The sequence below is a fragment of the Pseudomonas sp. No.117 genome, assembly GCF_054558395.1.
Genome location: NZ_BAAJNP010000004.1, coordinates 1 through 14,287 on the forward strand (window position 1 = coordinate 1; position 14,287 = coordinate 14,287).

The 14,287-nt window shown below is 64.2% G+C and carries 15 protein-coding genes and 3 tRNA genes; 7 read left to right on the top strand and 11 right to left on the bottom strand.

The features are described 5' to 3' along the window. Nucleotides 1-816: 816 nt before the first annotated feature. The 6 genes from gacA (at nt 817) to ACYJP6_RS09895 (ending at nt 4,318) form a co-directional block, all read left to right on the top strand. Entirely contained in the window at nt 817-1,461 is a 645-nt protein-coding gene (gacA, locus tag ACYJP6_RS09870; RefSeq protein ID WP_145002168.1) for a response regulator transcription factor GacA, read from the top strand. 1 nt (nt 1,462) lies between these two features. Further along, nucleotides 1,463-3,289 carry an excinuclease ABC subunit UvrC gene (gene uvrC / locus ACYJP6_RS09875; RefSeq protein WP_459474819.1) on the top strand — a complete coding sequence of 609 codons (1,827 nt, stop codon included), beginning with the start codon at nt 1,463-1,465 and terminating at the stop codon, nt 3,287-3,289. A 31-nt stretch (nt 3,290-3,320) separates the two neighbouring features. After that, on the top strand, nt 3,321-3,881 hold the full coding sequence (gene pgsA, locus ACYJP6_RS09880; protein ID WP_459474820.1) for a CDP-diacylglycerol--glycerol-3-phosphate 3-phosphatidyltransferase: 561 nt from the start codon (nt 3,321-3,323) through the stop codon (nt 3,879-3,881). A 60-nt stretch (nt 3,882-3,941) separates the two neighbouring features. Beyond that, nucleotides 3,942-4,017, top strand: a tRNA-Gly gene (locus ACYJP6_RS09885). 35 nt (nt 4,018-4,052) lie between these two features. Then, nucleotides 4,053-4,126 (top strand) — tRNA-Cys (locus ACYJP6_RS09890). Between the two features lie 105 nt (nt 4,127-4,231). After that, nucleotides 4,232-4,318: transfer RNA gene (locus tag ACYJP6_RS09895), tRNA-Leu, on the top strand. A gap of 42 nt (nt 4,319-4,360) precedes the next feature. On the opposite strand, the gene ACYJP6_RS09900 is transcribed toward ACYJP6_RS09895, so the two are convergent. The 6 genes from ACYJP6_RS09900 to sseA all read right to left on the bottom strand — a co-directional run bounded on the left by ACYJP6_RS09900 (nt 4,361) and on the right by sseA (nt 9,072). Beyond that, a complete protein-coding gene (locus ACYJP6_RS09900; protein WP_059228066.1) occupies nt 4,361-4,621 on the bottom strand; it encodes a hypothetical protein in 261 nt (86 codons plus the stop codon). Between the two features lie 126 nt (nt 4,622-4,747). Next, nucleotides 4,748-4,975, bottom strand: coding sequence for a TIGR02450 family Trp-rich protein (locus ACYJP6_RS09905; RefSeq protein WP_459474821.1), 228 nt, complete (start codon nt 4,973-4,975; stop codon nt 4,748-4,750). After that, on the bottom strand, nt 4,972-5,637 hold the full coding sequence (locus ACYJP6_RS09910; RefSeq protein WP_459474822.1) for a gamma-glutamylcyclotransferase: 666 nt from the start codon (nt 5,635-5,637) through the stop codon (nt 4,972-4,974). The genes ACYJP6_RS09905 and ACYJP6_RS09910 overlap by 4 nt, the downstream gene beginning before the upstream one ends. Nucleotides 5,638-5,844: 207 nt before the next feature. Continuing rightward, nucleotides 5,845-7,404, bottom strand: a complete 1,560-nt coding sequence (gene ahpF / locus ACYJP6_RS09915; protein ID WP_459474823.1) for an alkyl hydroperoxide reductase subunit F — start codon at nt 7,402-7,404, stop codon at nt 5,845-5,847. An 83-nt stretch (nt 7,405-7,487) separates the two neighbouring features. Further along, nucleotides 7,488-8,051, bottom strand: a complete 564-nt coding sequence (gene ahpC / locus ACYJP6_RS09920; protein ID WP_459474824.1) for an alkyl hydroperoxide reductase subunit C — start codon at nt 8,049-8,051, stop codon at nt 7,488-7,490. 169 nt (nt 8,052-8,220) lie between these two features. Next, a complete protein-coding gene (gene sseA, locus ACYJP6_RS09925; protein WP_459474825.1) occupies nt 8,221-9,072 on the bottom strand; it encodes a 3-mercaptopyruvate sulfurtransferase in 852 nt (283 codons plus the stop codon). A gap of 116 nt (nt 9,073-9,188) precedes the next feature. Between sseA and epsC the strand changes: the two genes are divergently transcribed. Beyond that, nucleotides 9,189-10,133 carry a serine O-acetyltransferase EpsC gene (gene epsC / locus ACYJP6_RS09930; protein WP_459474826.1) on the top strand — a complete coding sequence of 315 codons (945 nt, stop codon included), beginning with the start codon at nt 9,189-9,191 and terminating at the stop codon, nt 10,131-10,133. Here the strand turns inward: epsC and tcyN are convergent. The 5 genes from tcyN to ACYJP6_RS09955 all read right to left on the bottom strand — a co-directional run bounded on the left by tcyN (nt 10,124) and on the right by ACYJP6_RS09955 (nt 14,175). Then, the gene (gene tcyN, locus ACYJP6_RS09935; RefSeq protein ID WP_459474827.1) at nt 10,124-10,888 is read right to left on the bottom strand and encodes an L-cystine ABC transporter ATP-binding protein TcyN; all 765 of its coding nucleotides are present in this window, start codon (nt 10,886-10,888) and stop codon (nt 10,124-10,126) included. The two genes, epsC and tcyN, sit on opposite strands and share 10 nt — an antisense overlap. After that, complete coding sequence (tcyL, locus tag ACYJP6_RS09940) at nt 10,885-11,559, bottom strand: cystine ABC transporter permease (protein ID WP_459474828.1); 675 nt, start codon at nt 11,557-11,559, stop codon at nt 10,885-10,887. Before tcyL ends, tcyN begins: the two co-directional genes overlap by 4 nt. Then, complete coding sequence (gene tcyJ, locus ACYJP6_RS09945; protein WP_459474829.1) at nt 11,556-12,353, bottom strand: cystine ABC transporter substrate-binding protein; 798 nt, start codon at nt 12,351-12,353, stop codon at nt 11,556-11,558. The genes tcyL and tcyJ overlap by 4 nt, the downstream gene beginning before the upstream one ends. A 109-nt stretch (nt 12,354-12,462) precedes the next feature. Beyond that, the gene (locus tag ACYJP6_RS09950) at nt 12,463-13,455 is read right to left on the bottom strand and encodes a D-cysteine desulfhydrase (RefSeq protein WP_459474830.1); all 993 of its coding nucleotides are present in this window, start codon (nt 13,453-13,455) and stop codon (nt 12,463-12,465) included. 66 nt (nt 13,456-13,521) lie between these two features. Beyond that, nucleotides 13,522-14,175 carry a 7-cyano-7-deazaguanine/7-aminomethyl-7-deazaguanine transporter gene (locus ACYJP6_RS09955; RefSeq protein ID WP_459474831.1) on the bottom strand — a complete coding sequence of 218 codons (654 nt, stop codon included), beginning with the start codon at nt 14,173-14,175 and terminating at the stop codon, nt 13,522-13,524. Nucleotides 14,176-14,287 lie beyond the last annotated feature (112 nt).

Sequence of the window (14,287 nt, forward strand, 5' to 3'; positions counted from 1 at the left end):
TCGAAGCCGGCAGGTCGGGTGGCTGGGGTTGCCCTCACCCCAGCCCTCTCCCGGGGGGAGAGGGGGGTTAAGAGCGGTGCTGCGGGCTTGGGTGCTGCCGCTGGGCCAGGTGCCGCTTTGAAGCCCGCAAGATCAAGAGCCACAACAGCCCGGCTGCGCCGGGCCCTGGCGGCTCTAATGGTGCGCCGTTGCGGCTGCGCCTGCATGGCATCCACCGTAGGAGCGGCCGCATTGGCGGATCGCCATGGCCGCGATCAGCGTGACCACACAATCGTAGGTTGGGCTGAGCTTGCGAAGCCCAACGTTCGAGCGGTACGTGGGATAGGGGCTAGGGGCTAGGGGCTACAGGCTACAGGCCACGGAGCGGGCCTGGAGGTTGGGCTTCGCTGCGCTCAGCCTAACCTACCCAAATGAAGACATGAAAAAGCCCGGCACGGGCCGGGATTTTTCGCAGTGGACCAGAGCGGAAACTCTATAGAGCCGCTATAGCTCGGCCTTATGCCCAGGTCTGGCTTCCCATCTCGGCAATGAGTAGCGGTATGGATAGACGGTGGAGTACCGCTGGTAAGATCGCGCCTCTCACACCTGGGCACGCTGCCGGATCCGCTTCATTTTCCTGCGTTTTTTCGGTATACAATGACCAATGGCCTAGGGCCGGTAGCCAAAGGGGGTGCGGACGTCGTACCCCTTTTTTCTTTATTGGCTCGGCACAATTTATAGCTCAGTCCGGGATCTTACGTCGTTAAGGTTTAGGTCTGTGGGATCGTTCAGTTAGGTGACGCAGGCGATGAAAGCGCAAGCGAAGGGGATTCGATTTTGATCAAGGTGCTGGTTGTCGACGATCATGACCTTGTCCGTACCGGTATCGTCAGGATGCTGTCGGACGTTGCAGGGATTCAGGTCGTTGGCCAGGCAGATAGTGGCGAGAATGCGCTCCGGTTGGCCCGTGAGCTCGAGCCAGACGTGGTCTTGATGGACGTGCGGATGCCCGGTATCGGCGGTCTCGAAGCCACCCGCAAACTCCTGCGCAGTCGCTCCGATCTCAAGGTCGTCGTGGTTACCGCCTGCGAGGAGGATCCTTTCCCTACCCGTCTCCTGCAGGCGGGTGCCGCGGGCTATCTGACCAAGGGGGCGGACATCGAGGAGATGATCACTGCCATCAAGCAGGCCTTCGCCGGTCGCCGCTATATCAGTGCGCAGATCGCTCAGCAGCTGGCCTTGAAACCCTTCCAGTCTAAGGCGGAAGCCTCGCCGTTCGATCAGTTGTCCGAGCGGGAGATCCAGATAGCCTTGATGATCGCCGGCTGCCAGAAGGTCCAGGTCATCTCCGACAAGCTGTGCCTGTCACCCAAGACCGTCAATACCTATCGCTATCGGATCTTCGAAAAATTATCGATTACCAGCGATGTCGAACTGGCCATGTTGGCTGTTCGCCACGGCATGGTAGATGCAACGAGTTGATATGAGTCAATCTTTCGATGCTGCAGCTTTTCTAGCCGGCTGCAGCGGACGTCCGGGTGTTTACCGGATGTTCGATGAGGGCGGTAAGCTCTTATACGTAGGTAAGGCCAAGAATCTAAAGAACCGGCTTTCAAGTTATTTCAGGAAGACCGGGCTCGCTCCCAAGACCGCTTCCATGGTGTCGAAGATCGCGCAGATCGAGACTACCATCACCGGTAATGAGACCGAAGCGCTGCTGCTCGAGCAGAATCTCATCAAGCAGTGGCGGCCGCCCTACAACATCCTGCTGCGCGACGATAAATCCTATCCCTACGTCTACCTCTCCACGGAAGACCAGTATCCGCGGCTGACCATCCATCGCGGCGAGAAGAGAGGGAAGGGCCGTTATTTCGGACCTTACCCGAGCGCGGGTGCGATACGCGAAAGTCTCAATCTCTTGCAGAAGGCCTTTCAGGTCCGGCAGTGCGACGACAACTATTTCCGCAATCGCACCCGTCCTTGCCTGCAGTACCAGATCAAGAGGTGCAAGGGGCCCTGCGTCGCCTTGGTTAGCGAGCAGGAATATGCCGAGGATGTCCGCCATTCCGCCATGTTCCTCGAAGGCCGTAGCAATGCCCTGGCCGAAGAGCTGCAAGCCAAGATGGAAAGCGCCTCGGTCAACCTGCAGTTCGAGCGGGCAGCCGAGTTGCGTGACCAGGTGGCACTGGTCCGGCGTGTCCAGGATCAGCAGAGCATCGAAGGCGGTAGCGGCGACGTCGATGTCATCGCGGCCCTGGTCAATCCAGGTGGTGCCTGCGTCCATCTGGTCACCGTGCGCGCTGGCCGGGTGCTGGGCAGCAAGAATTTTTTTCCGGAAGTCGGCATCGAGGAAGATTCCAGCGAAGTCCTCGCGGCCTTCCTCGAGCAGTATTACCTGGCTTATCTGGAGCGGGATCTGCCCGACGAGATCATCGTGAATTCCGTGCACGAGGATTTCCCCACTCTGGTCGATGCCTTCGCCGAGGTGCACAAGCGGCAGCTGGTGATCGCTCACCGTGTCCGGGGTACCAGGGCGCGCTGGCAGCAGTTGGCGGTGACCAATGCGGAACAGGCACTGAATACGCGGCTGGCCAACCGGCAGCACATGGGGGTGCGGTTCGACGCTCTGGTGCAGACGCTGGACCTCCCAGAGCCGCCCCAGCGGCTGGAGTGCTTCGATATCAGTCACTCCAGTGGCGAGGCGACGGTGGCCTCCTGCGTGGTCTTCGGACCGGAGGGGCCGCTCAAGTCGGATTATCGGCGTTACAACATCGAAGGCGTGACGCCTGGCGACGACTATGCCGCCATGCATCAGGCGCTCACCCGCCGCTTCAGCCGTCTGAAGGCGGGCGAGGGCAAGCTGCCCGATATCCTGCTGGTCGACGGCGGCAAGGGCCAACTGGCCATGGCGCGCGAGGTCCTTAGGGAGCTGGCGGTGCCGGATCTGGTCTTGCTCGGCGTCGCCAAGGGCGTCACGCGCAAGCCTGGCCTGGAAGTGCTGTATCTGGACGATCCGTCGAATGAATTCACCCTGCCGGCGCATTCGCCAGCGCTGCATCTGATCCAGCAGATTCGCGATGAGGCCCACCGCTTCGCCATCACCGGGCATCGGGCTCGCCGCGGCAAGGCGCGCCGGACGTCGTCCCTGGAGGAGGTGGCCGGTATCGGTCCCAAGCGCAGGCAGGAGCTGCTCAAGCACTTCGGTGGGCTGCGAGAGCTGCAACGTGCGAGCATAGAGGAAATAGCCAAGGCGCCCAGCATCAGCAAAAAGCTGGCCGAGCAGATTTATGCCGCCTTGCACAGCGAGTAGAATCGCCCCACGTTCATCAACAGCCGCGCCAATGAATATTCCAAATCTGCTTACCGTACTGCGCGTCTTCCTCATTCCTCTCTTCGTCATCCTGTTCTACCTGCCGGTCCATTGGAGCTACTGGACGGCCAGCACCGTCTTCGCCATCGCCTGTGCGACGGATTGGCTGGATGGCTATCTCGCCCGGCGGCTAGGCCAGAGCACGCCCTTCGGGGCCTTCCTGGATCCGGTGGCGGATAAGCTGATCGTCGCCGTGGCCCTCGTTCTGCTGGTCCAGGAGCACGCCAGTGCCTGGCTGACGTTGCCTGCCGTCATCATCGTCGGGCGGGAGATCGTGGTATCCGCCTTGCGCGAGTGGATGGCGGAGCTGGGGGCACGCGCCCAGGTGGCGGTCTCCAATCTCGGCAAGTGGAAGACGGCGGCGCAGATGCTGGCGCTGGTGATCCTGTTGGCCAACCCGCCGCAACTGACCTTCTGGGTCATCACCGGCTACGGCCTGCTGATGGTCGCCGCCGCACTGACGCTGTGGTCCATGTGCACCTACCTGATGGCTGCCTGGCCCCATCTGATGAGCGCCGAGAAAAAGAAATAAGTTTTTGAATCAATGGCTTGACATGCAGGGCGGCTGATATAGAATTGCGCCCGTCACCAAGCGGGAATAGCTCAGTTGGTAGAGCACGACCTTGCCAAGGTCGGGGTCGCGAGTTCGAGTCTCGTTTCCCGCTCCATGTTTACGTGAGTGTCGCAAGACATTCAGGTTTGAGGCCGGGTGGCAGAGTGGTCATGCAGCGGATTGCAAATCCGTGTACGCCGGTTCGATTCCGACCTCGGCCTCCACTATTGAAAGCCCCGTAGATGTAAATCTACGGGGCTTTTCATCATCCAGGGATGCGTAAATACTGGATTAGGTGTTACGAATCCGGCGTCTGAGGATTCGGTTCTGCCCGAGTGGTGAAACTGGTAGACACAAGGGACTTAAAATCCCTCGACTTCGCGGTCGTGCCGGTTCGATTCCGGCCTCGGGCACCAATCAAAGCAAAAGGCCACTCATGCATGAGTGGCCTTTTTTGTTCAGGAGGGGATCGTCCAGTAGGGCGTTTCGTCCGCGTCGCGCTCGATGCGGGAGCGACTGTCGAGGATGAAGGCTTCGAGCATGGCGGCGTCCAGCAGCTCGGTACGGGCGATGGGGCGTTTGAGTACCGACTGGCCGCTACGGGAAAAAACTTCCACGTCGTAGGCGCGCTGGTCTCGTGTCGAAATCACGCAACGCAACGGCTCGAACCCGCCCTTGAGGGTGTTGAAGGCGCTGGCGAGTTCCACATAAAGGGTCATCCGATAAAGCTTCCTGTTCAAAGGTGGCACTGTGACAGCATTGGCTGCTACAGGGTTTCACCTTTGCAGAGAAGTGCCGCCATATCGCGATGCTAGTCGCAAAATCCCGGCCTTGCGTTCGGAGTTTCATTGCCAGCCTTGCAGCCAGCATTCTGCATCCAGCAACTCATGCCAGTCCAGCGTCCAGGTACGTCGAGTGAGAACGGCTTGCAGATCTATCTGCCTGATGGGATCGGTCTCGACTTCCGGGGTGTGCACCCGGGTCACGATGAAGTGGCGCTGGCGGTCCCGCGGCTGGACTGCGGTCCATTTGCTGAGCAGCAGCTTGTGGGGGTTGATTTGACGCTGCTTCATCCCTGCAGGGCCTCCAGCAGCGGCGCGCTGCGGTAGCGTTGCAACAGGGCTTCGAGATTGCGATCGGGCATGGCGTGGGCACGGAGTGCCGAGATGGTGCGCTCGACGTATTCCAGGGTGGTGCCGAAATGGCCGCAGGCTTCGGTCAGGACCCGGTTTAGGACGTCGTCCGGGAGGCTGCCGGCGTAGCAGGGCAGGTTACGCTTCAGGACGAAGCCGAGCGCCTGGACCTTGCTGCCGTCCTCCAGATGGCAATGCAGCCAGCGCGGCCGGTAGGAGCCGTCGGGCATCTCGCGTTTCCACAGGGCCAGCAGGTGGTCGTCCAGCTGTTCATCGGGCAACTGGTAGGCGAAGCCCGCGCAGGAGCCGCCACGATCCAGCCCCAGCACCAGGCCGGGTTGCTCGGGCGTGCCGCGATGCAGCTGGGACCAGATATAGAGCCCGCGGTGGTAGCCATGGACGCGCGCCCGGCGAACGGCGACTGCGGGGCATTCGGGACGCCAGATCAGCGAGCCATAGGCGAATAGCCAGACGGGACCGGGCTGGCGTTGCGCCAGGGTCGCTTCGAGGGAGGCAACGAGTTCCGGGTGGGTGAGGGGAGTGGCAGGTGCGAGCTTGGGCGGGTAGCAAGCGAGAGTATTGGGGGAGATCTGTCTATGCATGTGTGCCTGGTCCTCAACCGCAAAAGCTGCCGAGCCTTTAGGAGCCCGGTCATAAGATCCTAACGAAGTGTGCCGGGAACCCATAGACCGTTCGTGCCCATCTTTATGACGCCTGGTTAGAGCGCAGCGAGAAACATGCCAGAACCAGGACGATTCAGCGGGCGAAAAAAAGCCCGGCAGGCGCCGGGCTTTGCATGGCACCGCGGATCAGGCGCTGGTGCGGATCAGATGATCGAAGGCGGCCAGCGATGCCTTGGCGCCTTCGCCCAGGGCGATGACGATCTGCTTGTAGGGCACGGTGGTGACGTCGCCCGCGGCGAAGACACCGGGCAGGGAGGTCTGGCAACGGGCGTCCACTTCGATCTCGCCACGCGGCGACAGCTCCACGGTACCCTTGAGCCAGTCGGTGTTGGGGACCAGGCCGATCTGGACGAAGACGCCTTCCAGGTCGATGTGGTGGAACTCGCTGGAGTTGCGATCCTTGTAGACCAGGCCGTTGACCTTCTGGCCATCACCCTTGACTTCGCTGGTGAGGGCGCTGGTGATGACGGTAACGTTGGGCAGGCTGAACAGCTTGCGCTGCAGCACGGCATCGGCACGCAGCTGGCCGTCGTACTCGATCAGGGTGACGTGGGCGACGATGCCGGCCAGGTCGATGGCGGCCTCGACACCGGAGTTGCCACCACCGATGACGGCGACGCGCTTGCCCTTGAACAGGGGACCGTCGCAGTGCGGGCAGTAGGCCACGCCGCGGTTGCGGTATTCCTTCTCACCCGGGACGTTCATTTCGCGCCAGCGGGCACCGGTGGCCAGGATCAGCGTCTTGGCCTTGAGCGAGCCACCGTCGGTGAAGCGGACTTCGTGCAGGCCGCCGGCTTCGTGGGCCGGGATCAGCTGCTCGGCACGCTGCAGGTTCATGATGTCGACTTCGTACTGCTTGACGTGCTCTTCCAGCGCCATGGCCAGCTTCGGGCCTTCGGTCTCCTTGATGGAGATGAAGTTCTCGATCGCCAGGGTGTCCAGCACCTGACCGCCGAAGCGCTCGGCAGCGACGCCGGTGCGGATGCCCTTGCGCGCGGCATAGACAGCCGCCGCGGCGCCGGCCGGGCCACCGCCGATGACCAGGACGTCGAAGGCGTCCTTGGCGTTGAGCTTGTCGGCGGAGCGGGCAGCGGCGCCGGTGTCGAGCTTGGCGACGATTTCTTCCAGGCCCATGCGGCCCTGGCCGAAGGGCTTACCGTTCAGGTAGACGCTCGGCACGGCCATGATCTGGCGGCGCTCGACTTCGTCCTGGAACAGGGCACCGTCGACGGCGACGTGCTTGACCCGGGGATTGAGCACGGCCATCAGGTTCAGGGCCTGGACCACATCGGGGCAGTTCTGGCAGGACAGCGAGAAATAGGTTTCGAACTGGTAGTCGCCGTCGAGGGCCTTGACCTGCTCGATGACGTCCTGGCTGGCCTTGGACGGATGACCGCCAACCTGCAGCAGGGCGAGTACCAGGGAGGTGAATTCGTGGCCCATGGGCAGACCGGCGAAGCGCAGGTCGATGTTCTGACCGGGGGTCAGCAGGGCGAAGGAGGGGCGGCGCTCATCGCTGCCGTCGGTGCTCAGGCTGACCTGGTCGGACAGGCTGGCGATGTCCTGCAGCAGGCTGAGCATTTCACGGGATTTCGCGCCATCGTCGAGGGACGCGACGATCTCGATGGGGCGCGTGACGCGTTCGAGGTAGGTCTTGAGCTGGGCTTGCAGATTGGCGTCCAACATGGCGACGTGGCTTCCGTAAAAAATGGGCAAAAAAAGAGCGCGCGGGCAAGGCGCCCGGGCGCTCGGGCTAGATCAGGCGGGCGTTAGATCTTGCCGACCAGGTCCAGCGAGGGGGTCAGGGTCGCTTCGCCTTCTTTCCACTTGGCGGGGCAGACTTCGCCCGGGTGGTTGGCGACGTACTGGGCAGCGCGGACCTTGCGCAGCAGTTCGCTGGCGTCACGGCCGATACCGTTGTCGTGGATTTCGCACAGCTTGATCTGGCCTTCCGGGTTGATCAGGAAGGTGCCACGTAGGGCCAGGCCTTCTTCTTCGATCAGCACGTCGAAGTTGCGCGCCAGACGAGCGGTGGGGTCGCCAACCAGCGGGTAGTTGACCTTCTTGATGGCGTCCGAGGTGTCGTGCCAGGCCTTGTGGGCGAAATGGGTGTCGCAGGACACGCCGTAGATCTCGACGCCCAACTTCTGGAACTCGGGGTACAGGTCAGCAAGGTCTTCCAGCTCGGTGGGGCACACGAAGGTGAAGTCAGCCGGGTAGAAGACGATGGCGGACCACTTGCCCTTCAGATCGGCCTCGGTCACCTGGACGAATTTGCCGTTGTGGTAGGCAGTCGCGGTGAAAGGCTTCACTTCGGTGTTGATCAGGGACATTGATGACTCCTTGAGGGTTTGAAGACGAGGATTGAAATCGATAGGTCGCATACTAATCGCCTTTTGACGATTTGCCTCATTGTTAAAGGCGATGTCGGTGATTAGGCGCCTCTATCGGATACTACAGGTTTCTAGCAAAATCAAAGCCTTGGCGATGACGCCGAGCGGCTCAGGCGGGGCCCAGGGCCTTCGCTGTCGCCGGGTGCTGGCCCCATTCGCTCCAAGAGCCGTCGTAGAGTCGCCCATCGGGCAGGCCGGCGACGTTCAGGGCGAGCAGCAGGACGGCCGCGGTGACGCCGCTACCGCAACTGGTGATCACCGGGTGCAGGCCGTCGACCCCCAGCGCCTGGAAGCGCTGGCGCAGCTCCTGTGGCGGCAGCAGGGTGCCGTCTGCACCGAGCAGACTGTCATAGGGCAAATTCTGGCTGCCGGGCATATGGCCGGACGCCACACCCGGGCGCGGCTCCGCGACCTCGCCGGTGAAGCGCTTGGCGCCTCGGGCATCGAGTATCTGGGTCTGGCCCACGGTGAGGGCGGTCTGGACATCGCCCAGGCCGCACAGCAGCCGGTTGTTCAGGGTGGTTGGATAGGGCGGCTGAGCTTCGCGCCGATTCACGCCCGCCTCCAGAGGCAAGCCCAGCTCGCGCCAGAGTGGCAGGCCCCCATCCAGCACCACCACCTGATCATGACCGAACAGCCGGAACAGCCACCAGGCGCGGGCGGCGGAGAACAGGCCCTTCTGGTCGTAGACCACGATGAAGGTGTCGGGCGTCACGCCCAGTTCACCGGCGAGCCGGGCGAAGCGCCCGGCGCTGGGGACCATGTGCGGCAGCGATGTGTCCGGATCGGAGAAGTGCTCGATATCGAAGCGCAGCGCGCCGGGGAGGTGCTGCTGGCGATAGGTCTCGTCGGCCACCTGCGGCTCGTTCGGCAGGTAGAGACTGGCATCGAGGATCATGAGATCGGCACGGCCGAGTTGTGCCTGCAGCCAGGCGGCGGTGACCAGGGGGGAGGCGATCATGGTGGCGCTCCTGGGTTGGCGAAGGTCGGACAGCTTACCGCGCCTCACACGGCACGGGCTGTCAGAGAGCAGCGGATACTTTATCCTCGACGATCTGGCAACTGGGTAGAAGACTTATGAGCGACAATAACGGGCATTCCTCGGGTGGCAACGATTGGCAACTCAGTCGTATCGTCGGCGAACTCCATGCCGCACGCAGCCATTGGCGCGAAACGCACGGCCGCTTCCGCGAGTTCAGCGGCCGCGAACTGCCTTCACGCAGTGTGATGGCCAGCGTGATCGAATCCCTCAGCGGTGCGCTCTTTCCGTTGCGCCTCGGGCCGGATCAGCTGCGCCAGGAGAGCGAGGATTTCTACGTCGGTTTCGAGCTGGAACGCGCGCTCAACGCCCTGGTGATCCAGGCGAAGCTGGAACTCGATTATTTCGCCAAGCAACGCGGCGAGAACGGCAGCAATCGCGCCGACGAGGCCCGCCAGCTGGTGCAGGGCTTCGCCCTGGCGCTACCGGACCTGCGGCGCCTGCTGGACACCGATGTGATCGCCGCCTACCAGGGCGACCCGGCGGCGCGCAGCGTGGACGAGGTGCTGCTCTGCTATCCGGGGATCTACGCCATGATCCACCACCGCATCGCCCACCATTTCTACCGCAGCGGCTTGCCGCTACTGGCGCGCATGGTCAGCGAGCGGGCGCATTCGGCGACGGGGATCGACATCCATCCCGGCGCCCAGATCGGCGAAGGCTTCTTCATCGACCATGGCACCGGCGTGGTCATCGGCGAGACCTGCATCATCGGTGACCGGGTGCGTATCTACCAGGCGGTGACCCTGGGCGCCAAGCGCTTCCCGGCCGATGCCGAGGGCAATCTCAAGAAGGGTCACCCGCGCCATCCCATCGTCGAGGACGACGTGGTGATCTATGCCGGGGCGACCATCCTCGGCCGCATCACCATCGGCCAGGGCTCGACCATCGGTGGCAACGTCTGGCTGACCCACGGCGTGCCGGCCAACAGCAACGTCAGCCAGGCCAGCCTGCAAGGCTGCGCCGGTCTGGCTCAGGAGTAGTCGGCTGCCTGGTCGCGGACGAACTTGGCGAGAAAGCGCCGGGTTCGTTCCTCGCGCGGCTGGTTGAAGACCTCGGCCGCGCTGCCCTGCTCGACGATGCGGCCACCGTCCATGAACAGCACCCGGTGGGCGACATCACGGGCGAAGGCCATCTCGTGGGTGACGATGACCAGGGTACGCCCCTCCTGGGCCAGCCCGCGAATGGTCGCCAGTACCTCGCCGACCCGCTCGGGATCGAGCGCCGAGGTGGGTTCGTCGAAGAGGATCGCCTGGGGGCGCATGGCCAGCGCCCTGGCGATGGCGACGCGCTGTTGCTGGCCGCCGGACAGCTGCCCCGGATAGGTATCCGCCTTTTCGGCCAGGCCGACCTTGGCCAGCAGCTCGCGACCGTGGGCAAGGGCGCTGGCGCGGTCCTCGCCCTGGACGACGATGGGCCCCTCGATCACGTTCTCCAGCGCGGTGCGATGGGGAAACAGATTGAAGTTCTGGAAGACGAAGCCCATGCGCTGGCGCAACTGGCGGATGACCGTCTGCTGGGCCTTCAACGGCTTGGCCGCGTCGATGCGCAGCTCGCCCAGGCTGATGCTGCCGGCGTCCGGGGTCTCCAGCAGGTTCAGGCAGCGCAGCAGGGTGGTCTTGCCGGAGCCGCTCGGGCCGATGATGGCCACCACTTCACCCTGGGCGACGTCCAGGTCGATGGCCTGGAGGACGGTCTGCTGGCGGAAGGACTTGGACAGCCCTCTGACCTCGATCATGACGGGCCTCTTTCGTTGAGGTGGCGGCCGTAGTGGCGCTCCAGGCGTTCCTGCAGGGTCGACAACAGGCTGGCCAGGATCCAGTAGAGCAGGGCCGCGGCGAGATAGAGACTGAAGATCTCGAAGGTACGGGCGGTGATCAGCTGGGCCTGGCGGAACAGCTCGGGTACCTGGATGGTGGCCGCCAGCGAGGTGTCCTTCACCAGGGAGATGAAACTGTTGCCGAGCGGCGGCAGGGCGATGCGCAAGGCCTGGGGCAGGATGGCGCGCCTCAGGGTCTGCAGGGGCGTCATGCCGATGCTGGCTGCCGCCTCCCACTGGCCCCGGTCGATGGCACCTATGGCGGCGCGGATGATCTCCGCCGTGTAGGCGGCCATGTTCAGCGAAAAGCCGATCAGGGCCGCCGGCAACGGATCGAGCTGCACGCCGAGCTCGGGCAGGCCGTAGTAGATGACGAACAGCTGGACCAGCAGCGGGGTGCCCCGGAAGAAGGAGATGTACAGCCGCGCCAGGCTGCGCGGCAGGACGTGGGCCGAGCGGCGCAGCAGCGCCAGGCCGAAGCCCAGCAGCAGTCCGAAGAACATGCCGCCGAGGCTCAGGACCACCGTCCAGATCGCGCCCTTCAGCAGGAAGGGCAGCGAATCGAGCAGGAGCTGTAGCGTGTCGCTCATTGGGTGACGTCAGCCTTGAACCACTTCTCGGAGATCTTCGCCAGGGTGCCGTCGGCCCTCAGCTTGGCGATGGCCTGGTCGATCGCCGCATGGAATTCCGGATCCCCCTTGCGTTCGGCGATGCCCGACTCCTGGCGACTGAAGGGCTCGCCGGCGAGGGCCAGGCGGTCCTTGGTCTTGGCCAGCAGTTCCAGGGCGGCCAGGCGGTCGACGAGGATGGCGTCGATACGGCCGACGCGCAGGTCCTGATACTTGGTCGGGTCGTCTTCGTAGGTGCGGACATCCGCCTTCGGGACGTTCTGACGCAGCCACTGCTCGTAGTTGGTGCCCAGACCGACCCCTACCTTCTTGCCGGCGAGATCGGCGGCGGTCTTGATGCTGGACGCGTCATCCTTGCGCACCAGAGCCTGGATGCCGGAGACGGTGTAGGGGGTGGAAAAATCGTACTTCTTCTTGCGCTCGTCGCTGATCGTCACCTGGTTGATCACCACGTCCAGGCGGCGGGATTCCAGCGCGGCCAGCAGGCCATCCCACTTGCCCGGCTCGATCTTGGCCTTCACGCCCAGCTCCTTGGCCAGCGCCTTGGCGAAGTCGACCTCGAAGCCGGTCAACTGCCCTTGTTCGTCCTGGAAGCTGAAGGGCGGGTAGGTGCCTTCCAGACCGACGACCAGCTCGCCGCGTTGCTTGACGGTCTGCAGCAGGTCCTCGGCCTGGGCGGTGGCCTGGTGGGCCAGGCCCAGGGCCAGCAGCAGGGCGGCGCTACGGAAGAGACGCTGGGAGAGAGGTTTACGCATGGAGGTGATCCTTGTTGGTAGGGGTGCGCCACTATGAAGGTGTCTGATCAGACCACCTTAGTTCGAAAACTGCTGACCTTATGCCAGCATCCCGGGCGGAGAAGCCCGGTCAGGCCAGCCAATCGCCATAGGCGAAGGTGCCCGGGGCGCCGCCGGTGTGCAGGAAGACCAGGGGGCCAGGCGGCAGCTCAGCGCGGGTCGCCAGGTCCAGGAGCCCGGCCATGGCCTTGCCGGTATAGACCGGATCCAGCACTAGGCCTTCCAGCCGGCCCAGGCGGCGAATGGCTGCCAGGGTGGCGGGATTGGGTTCGCCATAGCGCGGCCCGTAGTAGCCGTCGCGCAGCTGGGGTGGCGCCTGGGGGACCGGCACGCCGAGCAGCTCGGCCAGCTGTTGCCGCAGCAGCGTCACCTTCGGCAACTGGTCGGCGCTGCGGCGTGACACGGTGACGCCGATCACCGGCAGCGCGGGTCGCAGCTGGTGGAAGGCCAGGTCCAGCCCGGCCTGGGTACCGGCGCTGCCCGAGGCGAGGATGATGGCGGCCGGGTGCAGGTCGAGCGCCTCCAGTTGAGCGTTCAGCTCGATGCCGGCGCGGACATAGCCGAGGGCGCCCAGGGCACTGGAGCCTCCGACCGGGATCACCCAGGGCGTGCGTCCCTGCTGGCGCAGGCGCTCGGCCTCGGCTTCCAGCTGGCCGGGCGGATCCTCGAGCGCGGCGACGGGGATGACCTGGGCGCCGAAGAGTTCGAGCAGCAGTCTATTGCCGCCATGCAGGTAGCCGGGATCCGTGGTTCCCAGCGGATTCTCCAGCAGGGCGACGCAGGCGAGCCCCTGCTGCGCGGCGACTGCGGCGGTCTGGCGCACGTGGTTGGACTGGATGGCGCCCGCGGTTACCAGGGTGTCGGCGCCTGCCGCCAGGGCCTCGGCGACGAGATATTCCAGCTTGCGCACCTTGTTGCCACCCAGGGCGAGGCTGGTGGTGTCGTCGCGCTTGCAATAGACCTTGCGCCCGAGCTCCGCCGACAGCCGCGGCAGCAAGTCCAGTGGCGTGGCGGAGGCCTGCAGTGTCAGGCGCGGAAAGCGGACGAGGGCGGTAGCGAGCATGACGGGACCTTGGGGTAGGAGTGGCGTCACTCTAGGCCTAAGCCGTACCTACCAGCAATCCCAGCCTCAGGCCGCATCGGGCCGCTGCGCCCAGGCCTGGGGTATCAGCGAGCGCAGCAGCAGGCCGTAGAGCGGTACGAAGAGGATCAGGCTGACCGTCAGCTTCACACCGTAATCGACCAGGGCGATCTCCGGCCAGTGGGCCGCCATGAAGGGATTGTCGCTGCGCCAGAAGGCCACGGCGAAGAAGGCCAGGGTGTCGAGGGCGTTGCCGAACAGGGTCGAGACGGTGGGCGCCAGCCACCAGTGGCGCGAACGGCGCAGGCGATCGAACACCTGGATGTCGAGCAACTGGCCCAGCACATAGGCGCAGAAACTGGCCAGGGAGATCCGCAGGACGAAGACGTTGAGCGCGGCCAGTGCCGCCCAGCCCTGGAAGCTGCCGTCCTGGAACAGCACGGAGACGCCGTAGGAGGCCACCAACGCCGGGATCATCACCCGAGCGATGACCTGCCGCGCGGACGCCTTGCCGAGCAGGCGGACGGTGAGGTCGGTAGCGAGAAAGATGAAGGGGAAGCTGAAGGCGCCCCAGGTGGTGTGCCAGCCGAACAGCTGCAGGGGCAACTGCACCAGGTAGTTGCTGGCGATGATGATGAGGACGTGGAAGGCGACCAGCGCGGCGACTGCCGTGCGGCGCGCGGAATCGAGACGTGCGAGCATGAAAGGGCCTTTTTGAAGGTACCTGGGGTGAGGGAACCCAGGCCCCGGACTTCGGGGCGGCGCCATCCTAGCCCAAACCGGGCGCCCATCACCAGCGAGCGCCCGAACAGAG